The sequence below is a fragment of the Aquisphaera insulae genome, assembly GCF_011064615.1.
Lineage (GTDB): Bacteria > Planctomycetota > Planctomycetia > Isosphaerales > Isosphaeraceae > Aquisphaera > Aquisphaera insulae.
In genome coordinates this window covers 57,304-73,555 of sequence record NZ_JAALJH010000006.1, presented here as the reverse complement: position 1 = coordinate 73,555, position 16,252 = coordinate 57,304, and the positions used below count along the sequence as shown (strand labels likewise).

13 protein-coding genes are annotated in these 16,252 nt (G+C 69.1%); 8 read left to right on the top strand and 5 right to left on the bottom strand.

Annotated elements, in window-relative coordinates; translation table 11 throughout:
• The first annotated feature begins 49 nt into the window (after window positions 1–49).
• The 6 genes from G6O54_RS05585 to G6O54_RS05560 all read left to right on the top strand — a co-directional run bounded on the left by G6O54_RS05585 (window position 50) and on the right by G6O54_RS05560 (window position 8,170).
• A complete protein-coding gene (locus tag G6O54_RS05585) occupies window positions 50–1,948 on the top strand; it encodes a glycosyltransferase family 39 protein (protein ID WP_165221338.1) in 1,899 nt (632 codons plus the stop codon).
• Window positions 1,945–2,772, top strand: coding sequence for a CDP-alcohol phosphatidyltransferase family protein (locus G6O54_RS05580; RefSeq protein WP_165221334.1), 828 nt, complete (start codon window positions 1,945–1,947; stop codon window positions 2,770–2,772). Before G6O54_RS05585 ends, G6O54_RS05580 begins: the two co-directional genes overlap by 4 nt.
• A complete protein-coding gene (locus G6O54_RS05575) occupies window positions 2,772–3,887 on the top strand; it encodes a Gfo/Idh/MocA family protein (protein WP_165221331.1) in 1,116 nt (371 codons plus the stop codon). Before G6O54_RS05580 ends, G6O54_RS05575 begins: the two co-directional genes overlap by 1 nt.
• An 85-nt stretch (window positions 3,888–3,972) precedes the next feature.
• Window positions 3,973–5,610 (top strand): sensor histidine kinase, encoded by a 1,638-nt coding sequence (locus G6O54_RS05570; RefSeq protein ID WP_165221328.1) that lies wholly within the window; start codon window positions 3,973–3,975, stop codon window positions 5,608–5,610.
• A complete protein-coding gene (locus G6O54_RS05565; RefSeq protein ID WP_165221325.1) occupies window positions 5,607–6,431 on the top strand; it encodes a sugar phosphate isomerase/epimerase family protein in 825 nt (274 codons plus the stop codon). The genes G6O54_RS05570 and G6O54_RS05565 overlap by 4 nt, the downstream gene beginning before the upstream one ends.
• Window positions 6,428–8,170 carry an ABC transporter permease gene (locus tag G6O54_RS05560; protein WP_165221322.1) on the top strand — a complete coding sequence of 581 codons (1,743 nt, stop codon included), beginning with the start codon at window positions 6,428–6,430 and terminating at the stop codon, window positions 8,168–8,170. The genes G6O54_RS05565 and G6O54_RS05560 overlap by 4 nt, the downstream gene beginning before the upstream one ends.
• Here G6O54_RS05560 and hemG read toward each other — a convergent pair.
• Together hemG and hemE are read right to left on the bottom strand one after the other, a co-directional pair.
• Window positions 8,154–9,632, bottom strand: coding sequence for a protoporphyrinogen oxidase (hemG, locus tag G6O54_RS05555; protein WP_165221318.1), 1,479 nt, complete (start codon window positions 9,630–9,632; stop codon window positions 8,154–8,156). The two genes, G6O54_RS05560 and hemG, sit on opposite strands and share 17 nt — an antisense overlap.
• Before the next feature lie 185 nt (window positions 9,633–9,817).
• Window positions 9,818–10,897: a uroporphyrinogen decarboxylase gene (hemE, locus tag G6O54_RS05550; RefSeq protein WP_165221315.1), complete on the bottom strand. Its 1,080-nt coding sequence runs from the start codon at window positions 10,895–10,897 to the stop codon at window positions 9,818–9,820.
• Between the two features lie 281 nt (window positions 10,898–11,178).
• Between hemE and G6O54_RS05545 the strand changes: the two genes are divergently transcribed.
• Window positions 11,179–12,093: an LOG family protein gene (locus tag G6O54_RS05545; protein WP_165221312.1), complete on the top strand. Its 915-nt coding sequence runs from the start codon at window positions 11,179–11,181 to the stop codon at window positions 12,091–12,093.
• Window positions 12,094–12,106: 13 nt separating this feature from the next.
• Window positions 12,107–13,273, top strand: a complete 1,167-nt coding sequence (locus G6O54_RS05540) for a hypothetical protein (RefSeq protein WP_165221309.1) — start codon at window positions 12,107–12,109, stop codon at window positions 13,271–13,273.
• Between the two features lie 484 nt (window positions 13,274–13,757).
• Here G6O54_RS05540 and G6O54_RS05535 read toward each other — a convergent pair whose 3' ends face one another.
• The 3 genes from G6O54_RS05535 to G6O54_RS05525 form a co-directional block, all read right to left on the bottom strand.
• A complete protein-coding gene (locus G6O54_RS05535; protein ID WP_165221306.1) occupies window positions 13,758–13,961 on the bottom strand; it encodes a hypothetical protein in 204 nt (67 codons plus the stop codon).
• Window positions 13,949–14,680, bottom strand: a complete 732-nt coding sequence (locus tag G6O54_RS05530) for a site-2 protease family protein (protein ID WP_256368969.1) — start codon at window positions 14,678–14,680, stop codon at window positions 13,949–13,951. Before G6O54_RS05530 ends, G6O54_RS05535 begins: the two co-directional genes overlap by 13 nt.
• A gap of 232 nt (window positions 14,681–14,912) precedes the next feature.
• Entirely contained in the window at window positions 14,913–16,193 is a 1,281-nt protein-coding gene (locus G6O54_RS05525; RefSeq protein ID WP_250846733.1) for a M24 family metallopeptidase, read from the bottom strand.
• Window positions 16,194–16,252 lie beyond the last annotated feature (59 nt).

Here is a 16,252-nt window from a genome sequence, read left to right as displayed (position 1 = left end):
GCGGTCGGGCCCGGCCCGGCCGCCGGTCGAACCGAGCTGAGAGGCGAGCATGCTGGACCTGGCGATGGCCCTGTTCCTCGCGCTGATCTCCGCGGGGATTGGGAAGCGGCTCCTGGGCTCTTGGGTCGAGCTGCCGGAGCATCCCGCCGACGTCTTCGCGCTGACGGCCCCGCTCGGGCTCGGCATCCTCTCGATGGGATGCCTGGTCGTGGGGACCGCCGGCTGGCTGAACCTGGTCGGCCTTGCCGTCCTCCTGGCGGTGGCGACCGAGCTCGGCATCTTCTCCGGGGCCAGGCTGGTCCGCGAATACGTCGCCTACCGCGACCCCGACGTCGGCGGCCGGCCGGCCGGCTGGGCGGACCGGGTGATCGGAATCTGCCTCGGGATCACGCTCGCCTCGACGGCCTTCGCCGCGCTCGTGCCGGTGACCGACGGCGACGCCCTCTGCTACCACCTCCAGGTCCCCAAGGTGTTCCTGGTCCGGCAGGCGATCGTCTTCGACCCCGACCTCCACGAGACGATCTACCCGCTCATCACCGAGCTGCTCTACGCGATCGCGCTCGAGTTCCGCGGCCCGGTGGCCTGCCGGTGCCTCCAGTGGGTGCTCGGCCTCGTCTTCGCCGCCGGGGTCACGGCGCTCGCCCGGCCCGTGCTCGGCCGGAAGGCCTGGTGGGCCGGGACCGTCGCGGTGATGGTCCCCGCCGTGAGCAACGGCATGTCCGCGCCCCTCAACGACGTCTCGCTCGCGGCGTTCGGCGTCGCCGCGGTCCTGGCCTGGTCCCGCGCCATGCGATCCCCGACGGCCGGATCGTGGGCCTTCGCGGGAGTCTTCGCGGGCCTGGCCCTGGGGGTCAAATATCCGGCGCTCGTCCTGCTCTGCCTGCTGGTGGCGTCGACGATGGCGCGGGCCGTCACGCACGGGGGCTGGCGGTGTCGGACGGCCCTGGCCGGTTCGCTCCGGAATGCCGCGACGATGGCCGTCGCGGCATTCCTGGTGGGGGGAGTCTGGTACATGCGGGCGGCGGTCTACACGGGGAATCCCGTCTACCCGTTCTTCAAGCCGCTCTTCGGCGGGGCGGGGCTCGACGAGGTCCTCGACCCGATCAAGCGGCCGCTCGCCGTCACGACCTGGAACATGCTCACGTCGATCGCGCCGCTGTCGCTCGATCCGGCGCGGTTCGACAGCTTCGCGCATCAGTTCGGCCCGGCCTTCCTCCTCTTCCTCCCCGCCCTGCTCGTCGAGCGGGCCCCGCGACGGGTCCTGGGCCTGTCGTCGCTCGGGTATGCGTTCCTGGCGGCCTGCATGACCCAGCGGCAGAGCATGCGGTTCCTGCTCATCGCCCTCGGGCCGATGTCGGTGGGCGTGGGCTATCTCGCCTGCCGATGGAGCGAGCGGAGGACGATCGCGGCCCGGGCCCTGACGGCCGCGTTCCTGCTGGTCCTCTGCCTGGAGGCGGGCATCGCGATGACGCGAGGCGCGCGGGCCGCGACCACCGTGCTCGGCCGGGAGTCGATGTCCCAGTTCCTGGCGAGGCTGGAGCCGAGCTATCGCGTGGGCGCCTGGATCGCGCGGAATCTGCCGGAATCGGCGCGCGTCATCGGCCAGGACCATCGGGGCTTCTACATCCCGAGGGACTACACCATGGAGCTGGCCCATCGTCGCCGGACCGGGCTCGGCGGCAAGGGCGAGAGCGCCGACGAGATCGTCGAGACCCTCAGGAAGGAAGGCTACACTCACCTGATGCTCTGCCCGCCGGAACCGTCGTCCGACGTCGAGTTCGACGGGACGCTCGGCGGCATGCTGTCCCCCTGGCTCGACGGGCACGCGCCCGTCTATCGGGAGGACCTCGCCGACGTCGACGGGGTCGTCCGCCACTACTCGATCTACGGCCTGGAAGATCCGGCTCGAGAGGCCCGGAAGCGGGACGAGGGGAAGCGCACGCGATGAACACGGAGTCGCCGACGCTGGACCAGCTCCGGTCGCGGGCCCAGAAGGGCCGGCATCGCGAGCTGGGCAACTGGCTGGCGCGCCGCATCTCCCGGCCGTCGGCGATCTACGGCACCTGGGTCGCCGTGCGGCTGGGGCTCTCGGCGCACCAGGTCACGGCCGCGGCCCTGGTCGCGAGCCTGGCGGGGGCCGCGGCGATCGGCGCGGGCACGCCCGCGGGATTCGTCGCCGGGGTCATCGCCCTCCACCTGGGCTACTGGCTCGACCACGTGGACGGACAGGTGGCCCGCTGGCGCGGCTCGGCCAGCCTCGACGGCGTGTACCTCGACTACCTGATGCACCATGTCGTCAACATGTCCATCGGATTCGCGCTTGGCTATGGCCTGGCCGCGCGCACGGGGCAGCCCGCGTGGACGCTCGCGGGCTTCGCCGTCGCGCTCGGATGGGCGATGCTCTCGCTCCACAATGACTGTCGCTACAAGGCGTTCTTCCAGCGGCTGAAGGCATCCTCGGAGACGTACCGCGTGGACGGCGGGAGCGGCGGCAGGCCGTCGCCCCCGGCCCCCTGGCCGAGGCGAGGGCCCGGCATGGTGACCTGGCCGTTGCTCAAGGCGTGCGAGCCGCACGGCGTCCTCCTCTGGCTGACGGGCCTGGCATTCCTGGCGGTGGCGGCGCCCGACGGATGGATCACCTGCTGGCGAGCGGCTACCCTGGTGATGGCCGTCCTGGCCCCCCTGCTGGGTGCCGCGAGGGTCATCCGAGCCGTCGGTCGCGGGGCCGCCGAGCGGGAATTCGGTCGATGGTTCCGGCAGGAGACCCCGTAATGAGTGCCCCCGCGCTCGGGCCAGAGGATCATCGGCCGCGATTCCCCGCCCGCCGGGACGTGGGGATCGGGATCGTCGGCGCCGGGTTCATCGTCCGGGATTGCCACCTGGTTTCGTATCGCGAGGCCGGGTTCCCGGTCCTGGGGATCACCTCGCGGACTCGCGAGCGAGCGGCGGAGGTCGCGCGGGAGCGGGGGATTCCGCGGGTCTTCGACTCGGTCGGCGAGATGCTCGACGAGGCGACCATCCAGGTCGTGGACGTCGCCGTGCCGCCCGCCGAGCAGCCCGCGATCATCCGCCAGGTCCTGGCCCATCCCCGAAGGGTCCGGGGGATCCTCTCCCAGAAGCCGCTGGCGGATAACCTGCCGGAGGCCCGTGAGCTGGTCGCGGCCTGCGAGCGTGCGGGGGTGAAGCTCCAGGTCAACCAGAACATGCGGTATGACCAGTCGGTGCGGGCGCTCCGGCGGCTCATCGATCTCGGGACGCTCGGGGATCCGGTCCTCGCCACGATCGAGATGAGGGCGATCCCCCACTGGATGCCCTGGGCCCGGGGGGGAAGGTCGCTCGCCACGTTCATCATGAGCATTCATCACCTGGATACGTTTCGATACTGGCTCGGCGATCCGGAGCGGGTCCTGGCGAGCACCCGGCCCGACCCGCGGACCGAGTTCCCTCACGCGGACGGGATCAACCTCTACATCCTCGAATACGCCTCCGGGGCCAGGGCCTCGGCCTGGGATGACGTCTGGGCCGGCCCCGCCAGGGAGGGCGCGGGGGCGGAGATCGGCATTCGCTGGCGGTTCGAGGGGACCGAGGGGACGGCCCTGGGGACGATCGGCTGGCCCGGGTGGCCGCAACGGGTCGCCAGCACCATCGACTACACGTCGAAGGCCGACCGGGGGATATGGCACCGGCCCAGGTGGACCGAGGCCTGGTTTCCCGACGCCTTCGCCGGTACGATGGCCGGGTTGCTCCGGGCCGTCGAGACCGACGGGGAGCCGGACATCTCGGGTCGCGACAACCTCCGAACCCTCGCGCTCTGCGAGGCGGTCCTCGCGGCCGGCAAGGAACATCGCATCGTTCAGTTCGAGGAATTGGCGGATCGGACGTGGTAAGCTGGAACGCCGCGGGGCGACGCACCAGCCGCGGGCGGCTGGCCAGCGGAAGGCTCGGCGGTCCACCCGGTGGGAAGTGCTGGCGTTGTTGCAGATTCCCGACGTCATCCTGGCCTGGTCCGTCGCCCCATGGGCCATGTGGACATGGAGCCGCGTCCTGCTCACCTGCGCCCTGATCGGGCTCTGCGTGGTGATGTTCGCGGCCTGGGTGACGCTCCGGAGGCTGAGGAAGAGTCATACCGACCTGTCGTATAACCTGGAGGCGGCGGCGGACGAACGCCGGCGGGCCGTCCAGGCCCTCCGCGAGTCCGAGGTCCTGTATTACTCGCTGGTGGAGACGCTCCCGCAGAACATCCTCCGGAAGGACCTGGACGGCGCCTTCACCTTCGCCAATCGCCGGTTCTGCGCCGAGCTCGGCCGCAGCCTGGACCAGATCCTCGGCCGCACCGATTTCGACTTCTACCCCCGGGAGCTCGCCGAGAAGTACCGCCGCGACGACCGCCGGGTGATCGAGAGCGGGCAGGTCCTGGACGTGGTGGAGCAGCACGTCACGACCCACGGCGAGAAGCTCTACGTCCAGGTGATGAAGTCGCCGATCCTGGCGGATGACGGCCGGCCGATCGGCATCCAGGGGATCTTCTGGGACGTGACGGCGCGGATCCGGGCGGAGGAGCAGCTCAAGGAGCAGAACGTCACGCTCCAGGAACTGGCCCATTCCGAGCATCAGGCCCACGAGGCGCTCAAGCAGGCGCAGAGCCGGCTCGTCCAGACCGAGAAGCTCGCCAGCCTGGGGCAGCTCGTGGCTGGGGTGGCTCACGAGATCAACAACCCCCTCTCCTTCGTGAGCAACAACGTGGCGGTCCTGGAGCGCGACCTCGGCGACCTCCTGGCCCTCATCGACATCTATCGCGAAGGTGACCGGAACCTCGCCGAGGCCCGCCCGGAGCTGGCCGCCCGGGTGGCGGACCTGGACGAGCGGATCGACCTCGATTACAGCCTGTCGAACCTGCCGAGGCTCATCGACCGCACGCGAGAGGGCCTCAGGCGGATCGAGCGCATCGTCAAGGAGCTGCGGCTCTTCGCGCGGGTGGACGAGGGGGACTGGAACGAGGTCGACCTGAACCCGGGCATCGAATCCTCGATCAACATCATCAAGGGATACGCACGCAAGAAGGGCGTGAAGGTGTCGATGAACCTCGGGGCGCTGCCGGTCATCCGCTGCCGGGCCGCGCGGATCCACCAGGTGATCGTCAACCTGCTGACGAACGCGATCGACGCCTGCGGCGAGGACGGCAAGGTGACGGTCCAGACCACGGCCGAGTCCGCGGCGCTGGGGATCCGGATCGACGTCCGGGACAACGGCTGCGGCATGGACCCGGGGACGCGCGACCACATCTTCGACCCATTCTTCACCACCAAGCCGGTCGGACAGGGCACCGGCCTGGGGCTGTCGATCAGCTACGGGATCATCCAGGAGCACGACGGGCGGATCGAGGTCCAGTCCGCCCCGGGGGAGGGCTCCTGCTTCTCGGTGCACCTCCCGCTCGAGCCGAGGCGCAAGCCGGCGGCCTCCCTGGCGGACATGATCCCCGGGCTGGACACCTCGCGCGACACGATCCCGGACGTCGACCCGCCCGTCGCCTCGCCCGCGGTCGCCGCCGTCGGTTCGTCACCGTCGGAGGGCCCCGCGTCGGGAACCGCCCCAGGAGAACTCCCCCCGTGAACCTCGGGTTGATCAATTCGGCGTGGGTCCAGGCGGGCCGCGGCACGGCATACGGGATCGCGCGGACGCGCGAGATCGGCTTCGACACGATCGACATCTTCGCCGATCCCCTGGATACCGACGCCAGGGAGCGGCGGCTGATCCGCGAGCAGACGGCCGCGGCCGGCCTCCCGATCATCAGCCTCGCCTGTTCGGCCCTGGGGATCGCGGACTTCAATCCGAGCGTGCAGAGATTCCACGTCGACCGGGTCCGGAAGTATCTGGACATGGCCCACGACTTCGGCGCCAGGAACCTGCTGCTGGTGCTCGGCGAGTACCTCTGGCAGAAGGAGGTCATCGCGCCGGCCGAACAATGGGACACGGCCGTCGGGCACGTCCGCTCCCTCGGAGATCATGCCGCCGGGCTCGGGCTCGAGATCGCGATGGAGCTGGAGCCGTTCCGGCTGTCGCTCCTGGGCGACGTCCCGAGCATGGTGCGGTTCCTCCAGGACGTGGACCACGCCGCGGTCAAGGCGAACCTTGACATCTCCCACCTGGCGCTGGCGGGCCAGCCCCCGTCGTCGATCGAGGCGCTGCGGGGGCGGGTTGCCCACGTCCACATCTCGGACTGTGACGGCAAGGTCCACGGCGACCTGCCGCCGGGGCGTGGGGTCGTCGACTTCCCCCCTTACCTCGACGCGATCAAGAAGCTTGGGATCGATGATCTGACGATGTCCATCGAGCTCGAGTACTCTCCCGACCCGGCCCACATCGACGAATGGGTCACCGAGGCCTACGAACGGACGGCCGAGCTGATGCGGAACGCCGGGCTCAGGCCGTGAGCCGGCTGGGGTCCGCGGTCGTCTCGTGCCTCGTCCTCGCCGCCGTCGCGGCCCTCGTCGCCTTCCCGATCGCCGCCACTCTCTTCGAGGCCGGCGGGCCGCGACGGGCGGAGGCCCTGCTCCGCTCCGCGGGGCTCACGACGTGGGCGGACCGGATCCGCGAGACGTGGCCGGACGAGCCCCAGCCCGACACCGGTAAGGTGCTCGACCCCGCGGCCGCCGCCAAAGTGATCGAGGATTCGGGAGCGACGCCCCGGTGGCTCCGACTGGCCTGCGAGACGTTGACGCTCGTGACCGCGACGGAGCTCCTGACATTGCCCGCGGGGGTCCTGCTGGCGATGGTCCTCTTCCGCATCGACGCCCCGTTCCGTGGGATGCTCCTGTCGATGCTGGTCATCGCCCTCTTCGTCCCGCTCCCGCTCCACGCCACGGCCTGGCTGGGCGCATTCGGAAACGCCGGCCGGTCCCAGTACCTGGGCCTTCGGCCCTTCCTCACCGGCCGGTCGGGAGCCGCGATCGTCCATGCCCTGGCCGTGCTCCCGTGGGTGGTCCTGATCGTCGGGATCGGACTCCGGACCGTGGAGTCGGACCTCGAACAGACGGCCTCGCTCGACATGTCCCCGCGCCGCGTGGCGTGGAACGTGACGCTGCGAAGGTCGCTGGGCGCGATCGCGGCCGCCGCCCTGGCCGTCGCCGTGCTGACCGCCGGCGACATGACCGTGACCGACCTGCTGCAGATCCGTACTTACGCCGAGGAGTCGTACATCCGATTCACACTCGGACATGGCCCCGCCGAGGCTGCCTTCGTGGCGCTCCCCCCCTTCGTCGTCCTCTCGGTCGCGATCCTGGCGCTGGGCCTGGCCTTGCAGCGGGCGGATCCGGCGCGGCTCGCGGCGGCCTTCGCGCGTCCCGATCGCTGGCAGGCCGGACGCTGGCGGGCCGGCCTGGGAGCTTGCCTGCTGGCGGCCTGCGGCGGGATCGCGCTCCCCCTCTGCAGCCTGGTCTGGCGAGCGGGACGAGTGGGCGGGGCGGCCCGGCTCGGCTTGCCGCCGACATGGTCGCTGGGGGGCCTGCGGGGCTCTCTCCGGTTTGCCCTCGACGAGTGCCGTGGCCCGATCGGGACGAGCCTCTGGCTGGCCGGGACGGCCGCCACGATCGCCACCGCGCTGGCCTGGTGCCTCGCCTGGAAGAGCCGGGGATCGCGGGCCTGGCTCTGGCTCTTGCTGACCGTGGCCGCCGTCACCCTGGCGACGCCCGGCCCCGTCGCCGGGATGGCGATCGGGCTCGCCTACCGCTGGTTTTCCAGCATCTACGACACGGCGGCGATCCTGGTCCTGGCCCAGGTCTTCCGCACCTTGCCCTACGCGATCCTGATCGCTTGGACGTCGATCCGGATCCTGCCCGTCGACCTGCTGGACGCCGCGGCGGTCGACGGCCTGAGCCCGGCCGGGGTGGTCCGCCGCGTGGCTGTCCCGCTGACGCTCTGGGCGATCCTGTCGGCCTGGCTCGCCAGCTTCGTGCTGGCCTTCGGCGAGCTCCCCGCCACGAACCTCCTGCAACCCCCGGGGGTGACGACCATCACCTTCGTGATCTGGTCCCTGCTCCACACCGGTGTCGAGAGTCACCTGGCGGCCGTTGCGCTCGTGACGCTCGCCGTGATCGCCGGGATCCTGGTCGGCGTGGCGGGCCTGTTCCGGACGGCTGGCCCGGTGCGGCGGTGGATCAGGCCGCGGCGATGATGGACTTGGCCAGGGCCTCGAAGGCCCGATCGGCGGTCGTCTCCGCCCCGTGGATGCAGTCGGGAATCCCGACCCCGTCGAAGGCGATTCCCGTGAGGAAGAGGCCGGGATGTCTCGCCAGTTTCATCCGGATCGCTTCGACCCTCTCCAGGTGCCCGAGCACGTATTGCGGCATGGCGCGAGGGTGGCGAGAGATCCGTTCGAAGAGGGGCGTCCCCGAGGCGCCGATCAGGTCGCCGAGCTCGCGAGCGACCAGGGCGGACAGGGCCGAGTCGTCGAGCTCGAAATGGTCCGGCTGGGTCGCTCCGCCGACGAAGACGCGGATGAGCGCGGTCCCCTCTGGGGCCCTAGATGGGAACTTGATGCTCGAGAACGAGGCGGCGAGGATCGATCGGCCCTCGATGGCCGGCACCACGGCGCCGAACCCGTCGAGCGGATGCTGGATCTGATCGCGCCGGTAGGCGACGGTCACGATCGCGGACGAGGCATAGGGGATGGCCCGGAGGTGGAGCGCCAGCGCCGGGTCCTCGACGTCGAGCATCCTCGCGGCCGCATGCGCCTCGGTCGTGACGATCACGGCGTCCGCCTCGATGGGCGGACCGTCCAGGAGCTCGACCTGCCATCGGGGTGACCCGACCGGGCGGATGATCCGGCGAACCGCCTCGCCGGTCCGGATGCTCCCGGTCGGCAAGCTCGCCGCCAGGGCCTTCGGGAGGCCGTCCATCCCCTCGGCGAGCGAGACGAACATGCCATACCGGGCACCCGAAGCCTGGCGCTGCCTGGGCCGGGCCTCCGCGGCCTGGGCCCTGGCCCCTCGGATCAGGCCCCCGTGCTGCTGCTCCATGGCCAGATACTGGGGCATCGTGGCCTTCAGGCTAAGGTCGCTCGGGTTGCCCGTGTAGATCCCGCCGACCAGCGGCTGAACGAGTCGCTCCAGGGCTTCCCGGCCGAGCCGCCGCCGGACGAAGGAGGCGAGCGACTCCTCGGCCTGGTCATCGCGGCGCGGGAGCACCAGATCCATCAGGAGCCGCAGCTTGCCCCGCCACGAGAGGACGGGCGTCGTGAGGATCGGCAAGATCCGCTGGGGCGCCATCAGGACGAATCCCTCGGGCACCGGCACGAGCTGACCCTTGCGGACGACGAAGGAACGGCGATGCGTCGCATCGGTCTCGATCAGCCGGTCGCTCAGCCCGAGCCTGCGGCAGAGGTCCACCGCCCACGGCTTGTTGGTGATGAACGAATCCGGCCCCTCCTCGACCGTGAATCCCTGGGACCGCTCCGTCGAGATGACCCCGCCGACGCGGTCCCGCGATTCCAGGACGACCAGCTCCACCGCGTGCCGCTCGGCCCTCGCCCGTTCCTGGATCCGGTGGGCGACCGCCAGGCCGGACAGGCCGCCCCCCACGACGACCACCCGATGCGGCTGCTTGGACGTCCCGACTCGCTCGGCCGATCCCCTCATCCTCACTCCATTCTCGTGACCCACTTCGCGCACCAGGAGATCCTCTTCTCTCGGGAGGAAAGCGGCGCCGTCTCCGTCGAGATCATAACCGCCGGCCATCGAGCCTCTCTCCTCAAAACTCGAACGAGATTTCATTTTCTCTGGGATTGGTGCATGACTGAGCCCGTGAGTGTCATGCGAGCCAATCAGCGGTTGCCGGAGCACTCATGGACCAGATCGATCAGGGCCTTGACGTGATCCACGGGGGTCTGGGGGAGGATGCCATGACCCAGGTTGAAGATGTGACCGGGCCGGCCGCCGGCCTGGTCGAGGATCCGCCGCACCTGGCGTTCGATCTCTGGGATCGGGGCGAACAGGACGACGGGGTCGAGGTTGCCCTGCACGGCCACATCAGGACCGAGCCGGGACCAGGCCTCATCGAGCTCCACCCGCCAGTCGAGCCCGATGACGGAGCCGCCGGCCTCCCGCTGGAGGAGGAGCAGGGATCCGGTATCGGTCCCGAAGTGAATCGAGGGCACGCTCGGATCGAGCATGCTAAACAGGCGCCGCATGTGGGGCTGGACGAAACGACGGTAGTCCGCCGGGCTGAGATTCCCGACCCAGCTATCGAAAAGCTGCACGGCCTGGGCGCCCGCGGCGACCTGGGAATTCAGGTAGATGGCGGTCGCATCGACGAGCCGCGACATGAGGCTGTCCCAGGCCCCCGGATCGCGGTACATGAACGACTTTGCCGTCTCGTAATGCCGCGAGCCGCCTCCCTCGATGGCATAGCAGGCCAGCGTGAAGGGCGCCCCGGCAAAGCCGATGAGCGGCGTGCTCGGCGCGAGCGCGGCCCGGATCGAGCGGACGGCCTCGGCGACGAACGAGAGCGGTGCCGGCGTGTCGAGTGTCCCGACGCGGTCCACGTCGGCGGCGGTGCGGACCGGGTTGTGGATCACCGGCCCTTCCCCCTTGGCGAACTCCAGGTGGAACCCGAGCGGCTCCAGGATCAGGAGGATGTCCGCGAAGAGGATCGCCGCGTCGACGCCCAGGACCTCCGCCGCGGTCACGGTGACCTCGGTCGCAAGCTCCGGGCTCTTGCAGAGTTCCAGGAATCCGACCTTCGATCTCAGGGTCCGGTACTCGGCCATGTAACGGCCCGCCTGGCGCATCAACCAGACCGGCGTCACGGGGGCGGGCTGGCGGCGACATGCCTTCAGGAACGGGCTTTCCTGAAGCGGGTCGAGTCGCGGGGAGGGAACGTGGGTTTCGGTCGGGGTGGGCATCGAGGAGACCGTCCGGGGCGGTGGCGTCGGGGGGTTGATCGCCGATCATTCTACACAAGCGAGGAGTTTTCGGCCTACGGCTTCGGATCCGAGTATTCGCCGAGCAATCATGGCCTCGACCCGGAGAGGCCCCTAGAATGATCTGTTGCCTCGCGTGCGGGCCGCCTCGATGGGCGGCGCTCCTCGGTTGGGGCCGAGGCTGGAGCCTCGCCGCGGAACCGGCCATGTCGTCGCCGGGGCGCAGTGGCGTCCCCCCTCTCCCCTCCCGTCGGAAGCCATTGATGGAAGTCTCGAATTCTCCGAACGGCCAGTCACGTCAGGACTTGACGGACGAACGCGGTGTCTCCGAGTCGGTCAAGCGCAGGCCCGGCCTGCCGAGGACGAAGCGGCCCGTCATCACCGAGGATGAGCAGCTCCTCAATCGGATCTTGCCCGCGGAGCCGGTCCCACACCTCGATTCGCTGGGTGCATTCACGCATACCGAGCCGTGGCGAGTGCTCCGGATCCAGAGCGAATTCGTCTACGGCATCAACGCCCTGGCCGGGGTGGGGGCGGCGGCGGCCGTCTTCGGGTCGGCTCGTTTCGGCGAGGATCATCCCGCCTACGCGGCCGCTCGGAGGCTCGGCCAACTGCTCGCGGAGGCGGGTTTCGCCGTGATCACGGGGGGTGGTCCGGGTATCATGGAGGCGGCGAACCGGGGGGCTCAGGAGGCCGGCGGATACTCGATCGGCTGCAACATCGAGCTCCCCTTCGAGCAGTACAGCAACCCGTACCTGGACCTCTCGGTGAACTTCCGCTACTTTTTCGTCCGCAAGACGATGTTCGTCAAGTTCTCGGAAGGGTTCGTCATCTTCCCGGGCGGGTTCGGGACCCTCGACGAGCTGTTCGAGTCCCTCACGCTCGTGCAGACCAGGAAGATCAGCCGGTTCCCGATCATCCTCTACGACAAGGCTTACTGGAAGGGCCTGATGGACTGGATCGTCTCCACTCTGCTCGAGCGGAAGGCGATCTCCCCGGAGGACCTGAACCTCCTGGTCCTCACCGATTCGCTGGAGGAGGCCCGGGACGCGATCGTCAACTGCTACCGCTCGAGGTGCTGGGAGACCTGGAAGCACTCGATGGGCGCCCGGCTCGATGCCGATCCCCCGGGCGCGCCGGCGACCGCGGCGAATCCCTCCAAGGCGGATGCGGAATGAGAGGCCTCGCTCGATGACGACTTCTCCGTTCGAGGTCCTGGACCGGACCCTCACTCAGGCGGGCCCCGCGGCCGCCATCGACGCGCTGATCGCCCAGATCGACGGCGCGGCCGACCATCGCGCGCTCCTCGACGCCTTGCTCCTGAAGGCTCGGCACGAGCTGGGGCTCCCCCTGATTCCGCTCAGCTCGCTCGCGGGATTGACGGAACCGGCCCGGACCCGGTTCGAGGAGCGTTACGTCGATGCCATCCGCCAGGTGGGGTCGAAGCTGCTCGCCGCGGGGGAGATCCCCGCGGCCTGGTCATACTTCCGGGCCATCGGAGAGCCGGAGCCCGTCACCTCGGCGCTGGACCGTTTCGTCGCTCCCGAGGATCCGGAGCTGGTCGGGAGGATCATCGACGTGGCCTTCCAGCAGGGGGCGAATCCGCTCCGGGGATTCGAGCTCATCCTCGACCACTACGGGACGTGCTCCGCGATCACCGCCCTGGAGCAGGCCCCACCGGCCGACCCCTCGGTCCAGGCGGACTGCATCGGACGCCTGGTCCGGCATCTCCATCGCGAGCTCCACGCCAATCTGACCGCCGATCTCGCCGGTCGAGGGCTGGACGTCACTCCGGGCCCCTCGCTCCTGGGCCTGATCGACGGCCGCGACGAGATCTTCGCGGATCAGGCCTACCACGTGGATGTCTCCCATCTGGGGGCCGCGGTCCGGTATTCGATCCTGGTCAGCGATCCCGAGCTCCTCGGCCTGGCCGTGGACCTCGCCGAGTACGGTCGGAGACTCTCCCCCCGGCTCCAGTTCGAGGGCGCTCCCCCTTTCGAACGGACATTCGAGGATCATCGGCTCTACCTCAAAGCTCTGCTCGGCGATGACCCTCAACCGGCGATCGACTTGCTCCGGTCGAAGTTACAACCGGATGCCCCGGATGACCTCGATTCCACGATCCCCGCGCAGCTCCTGGTGAACCTCCTGACGCGGATCGGACGCCACGACGAAGCCCTCGACGTCGCCACGGAATTCCTGGCCTCGATTGCGCCGGAAGCCCTGTCCTGCCCGGGGTTGCCCGAGCTCTGCAGGAGGGCGGGACGCATGGACCGACTGGCGAGCCTATCACAACGGCTGGGCAACCCGGTCATGTACCTGGTTTCCCGGCTTCAGCCCGAGTCCTTGCCGGCCTGAGCACCGTCCGTTCCCGCGGTAGCCTGGTGCCCCGTGAACATCGAGAATTCGGGGCTCATCCGGCCGAAGCGCGCGCCGGGCTCGGAAATCCGCCATCCACGGGCGTGGGCATGCGGATCTTTTGTAGGGTGTGTCAAGCGAAGCGCAGACGCACCGGACCGCCGATTCATGGGGTACGAGCGGGCGAGTCCATGCTCGCATGGCCTGCCCAAGAGGGGAGCCATCGTGATTTCCAAGGCCGCGCCGATCCGGTGCGTCTGCGCTTCGCTTGACACACCCTACAAGATCGGGGGCCTCCAACTCAACAATTCCCCATGTCAAGGAGTGGCGTCGCGAATCTCCCGGCGCGCGCTTCCGCCGGATGAACCGAATTCGGGTCGCGGTAGAGACAGGAATGTCCGTCCCCAGGCTTCTCGGCCCGGCGAGTCGGCGATTTCGGAGGACAGGCATTCCTGCCTGTCCCAAATCAACCTGTGACGAAGTTCTAGTCTTCCAATCGCAGCCCGTGCGCGGCGAGGACCTCGCCCGGGATCGCGAGGAATCGCTCCAGGAGCAGATCCCTCCCCCAGTCCTCGTTCTCGATCGCGTCGAGCGGGGGCAGGGAGGCCGGATCGACGCCGAGGCGCTCGATCAGGATCTCAAAAGCCTCGGAGACGCCGAGCTCCACGACCGGCCTCAGTGTGTCCATCGTGTCGAGCCGGCATGCGACGCGCCCGACCTCACCACGATGGGCGCTAGCTGCCAGACGCCGTCTCCGCGGTGGACCCAGTGATAGCCGGGAGGCGCGGCCCAGATATCGCCTCTCGGAGCATCGAAGCCTCGCCGTCGCTCCTCCGCAATCACCCCGCCCTCTTCCGCGGCGGCCACGATGTAGAGATAGGCGGCGAGCGCCACGTAGAGCAGATTGAGATTAACGAGGCCGTACACGCCGAAGGCCAGAGCGGCGGCCCGGCCGATGGTCGCCGCGATCGAGGTGGCCCGGACCCGGCCGAGCCAACCGCTTAGCACGGCACGGAGCACCCGTCCGCCGTCCATCGGGAACGCCGGGATCAGGTTGAACAGGCCCAGGACCAGGTTGACGATCAGAAGACTGGTGCCCAGATCGCCGAGCGCCGAGTTGTCTCCGCCGTCGAGGAGTCCGAAAATCTGCAGGCCAAAAAGGCCAAGGACAATCGCGAAGGTCACGGCCGGACCGGCGAGGGCGATGAGGATCTCCGCCCCCGGTGCGCGTGGCAACCGCTCGAGCCGCGCGACGCCGCCGATTGGTGAGAGGGTGATATCGAGGGTGCCGATCCCGAATCGCCTCGCCATGAGCGCATGTCCCAGCTCGTGGAGGACGATGCACCCGAACAGGAGGATCAGGAAGCAGATAGAGACCAGAAGGTTGAGGGAGAGACCGCTGCCCATGAGCAACGGCAGGAGGAGCAGCAGGAAAGAGGGATGAAGGTAGAGGTCGATCCCCGCAACCCGCCCAATTTTCCAGGATTTGATCATGAGTTCGGTCGATCCTTACGTGACCCGAGAGAGCACCGGCCAGCAGTCAGGATAATTGTACTTCGAGCGCCTCCGCGGGAAAGTTCGAACGCCATCCGCGGATGCGTTTGGTTCCAGGGCCGGTTCAAGCTCGGCGTCGAGCCGTTCAGCGGATCAGGACGCCGGGTCGCATCATCGCGTATCCCTTCACGGAGACCTCGACCTGCGGCCAGTTCTGCGCCGCGGTGACGACCTCGTAGCCCCGAGAATCGATGACGATCGTATCCTCCGAACGCGCCGATCGGACGCTCGGGCTCCAGCAGAGCGCCATGTTGGGCTCGAGGATGGCCTCCGAATCCGGGGTGAGGATCATCTCCCGGGGCGAATAACCGAGCACGACGCCCTGGTAGTCGAGCATCCATTCGTGAGGAGCGTTGAACTTCTCGAAGATCCGCTTCCCACGCCGGAAGGCGTCGGCGACGGTCTGGCCGGGTCTGGAGAAGAAGATGTAGGTCGCACCGACCATCGTGGCGAGGTTCTGGTCCCGACTGAAGTCGGCATCCGGCTGGCCGAAACAGACGGTCCTGGTCACGGAGGCACAGAGGCCGAACCGGCGACCCGTCACCGCGATGGTCGCCCGCCGCTCGATCGGACCGGCCCTCGAGGTGGCCTCCCGATAGCGTTCCAGGCGGTCATCGCTCGCGACGCGGAGGGAAACGGGCGTGACACCCTCGCGAAGGAGCCGGTGGGCGAGGTGCCCGGCCACGTCGGCCTCCCGCTCGCCCCGATCGAAGTTCCGGCAGGTCGCCTCGACGGCCAGGCTCAGCGTCCGGCCGAGCTCGCGGAGTCGCTGCCGCTCCAGGGGGGTGAGGCACTTCCTCAGCTCCTTGAGGGGCGACGGCTCCTTCCGCCAGGGGTGGGATTCCGCTCCGCCCAGGTCGCAGCCGACACGGCGGTTGTGGCAGAGCTCCGCGACGGTCCGAAACGGATCGTTGTACCAGGGACGTTCCTTGAGCTGAAAACCAAGCCCCGCAAGCTCTTCCTCGAATACCCGGCTGCTCTGGACGTTGTCCGAGATGACCGCACGCGAGGTCCGGTTGATGAACAGCAGGACGCAACTCAGATCCGACCCGAGGCCCTGCCCGAGCTCGCCGCCGGAGCTGAACCAGGAGACCGAGTCCGACCTCCCGAGCACGACCGCTTCCTGGTCGGTGGCGTCGAGGTAGGCCCGGATCCGGTCGTGCTTGAGCTCGACGTCCTGCCGCCTTCGCACCAGCTCCGGAGATTCATGGTCCGCGGCCGGGTCGGGCGTGGAGGGGAGCGTGTCGAGGGCCGGCCGATCGGCCGCGGTCTGGAGGACCGGGTCGATCACCTCGGGGGAGATCGTGTAGTCGAGCTCCTCCGGGATATCGATCATCACGTCGCCGGCATGAATACCAGTCGCCACGACGTCGCCTCCATCAATGACGACGATCGGAACGCCCCTGGCCAGCGGCGTTCCGGTTC

Excerpts from the sequence above, each read along its gene's own strand:
- G6O54_RS05585 (WP_165221338.1), top strand. The coding sequence starts at position 50 with ATGCTGGACCTGGCGATGGCCCTGTTCCTCGCGCTGATCTCCGCGGGG.
- G6O54_RS05580 (WP_165221334.1), top strand. The coding sequence starts at position 1,945 with ATGAACACGGAGTCGCCGACGCTGGACCAGCTCCGGTCGCGGGCCCAG.
- G6O54_RS05575 (WP_165221331.1), top strand. The coding sequence starts at position 2,772 with ATGAGTGCCCCCGCGCTCGGGCCAGAGGATCATCGGCCGCGATTCCCC.
- hemG (WP_165221318.1), bottom strand. The coding sequence starts at position 9,632 with ATGAGGGGATCGGCCGAGCGAGTCGGGACGTCCAAGCAGCCGCATCGG.
- hemE (WP_165221315.1), bottom strand. The coding sequence starts at position 10,897 with ATGCCCACCCCGACCGAAACCCACGTTCCCTCCCCGCGACTCGACCCG.
- G6O54_RS05545 (WP_165221312.1), top strand. The coding sequence starts at position 11,179 with ATGGAAGTCTCGAATTCTCCGAACGGCCAGTCACGTCAGGACTTGACG.
- G6O54_RS05540 (WP_165221309.1), top strand. The coding sequence starts at position 12,107 with ATGACGACTTCTCCGTTCGAGGTCCTGGACCGGACCCTCACTCAGGCG.
- G6O54_RS05535 (WP_165221306.1), bottom strand. The coding sequence starts at position 13,961 with ATGGACACACTGAGGCCGGTCGTGGAGCTCGGCGTCTCCGAGGCTTTT.
- G6O54_RS05530 (WP_256368969.1), bottom strand. The coding sequence starts at position 14,680 with ATGGGCAGCGGTCTCTCCCTCAACCTTCTGGTCTCTATCTGCTTCCTG.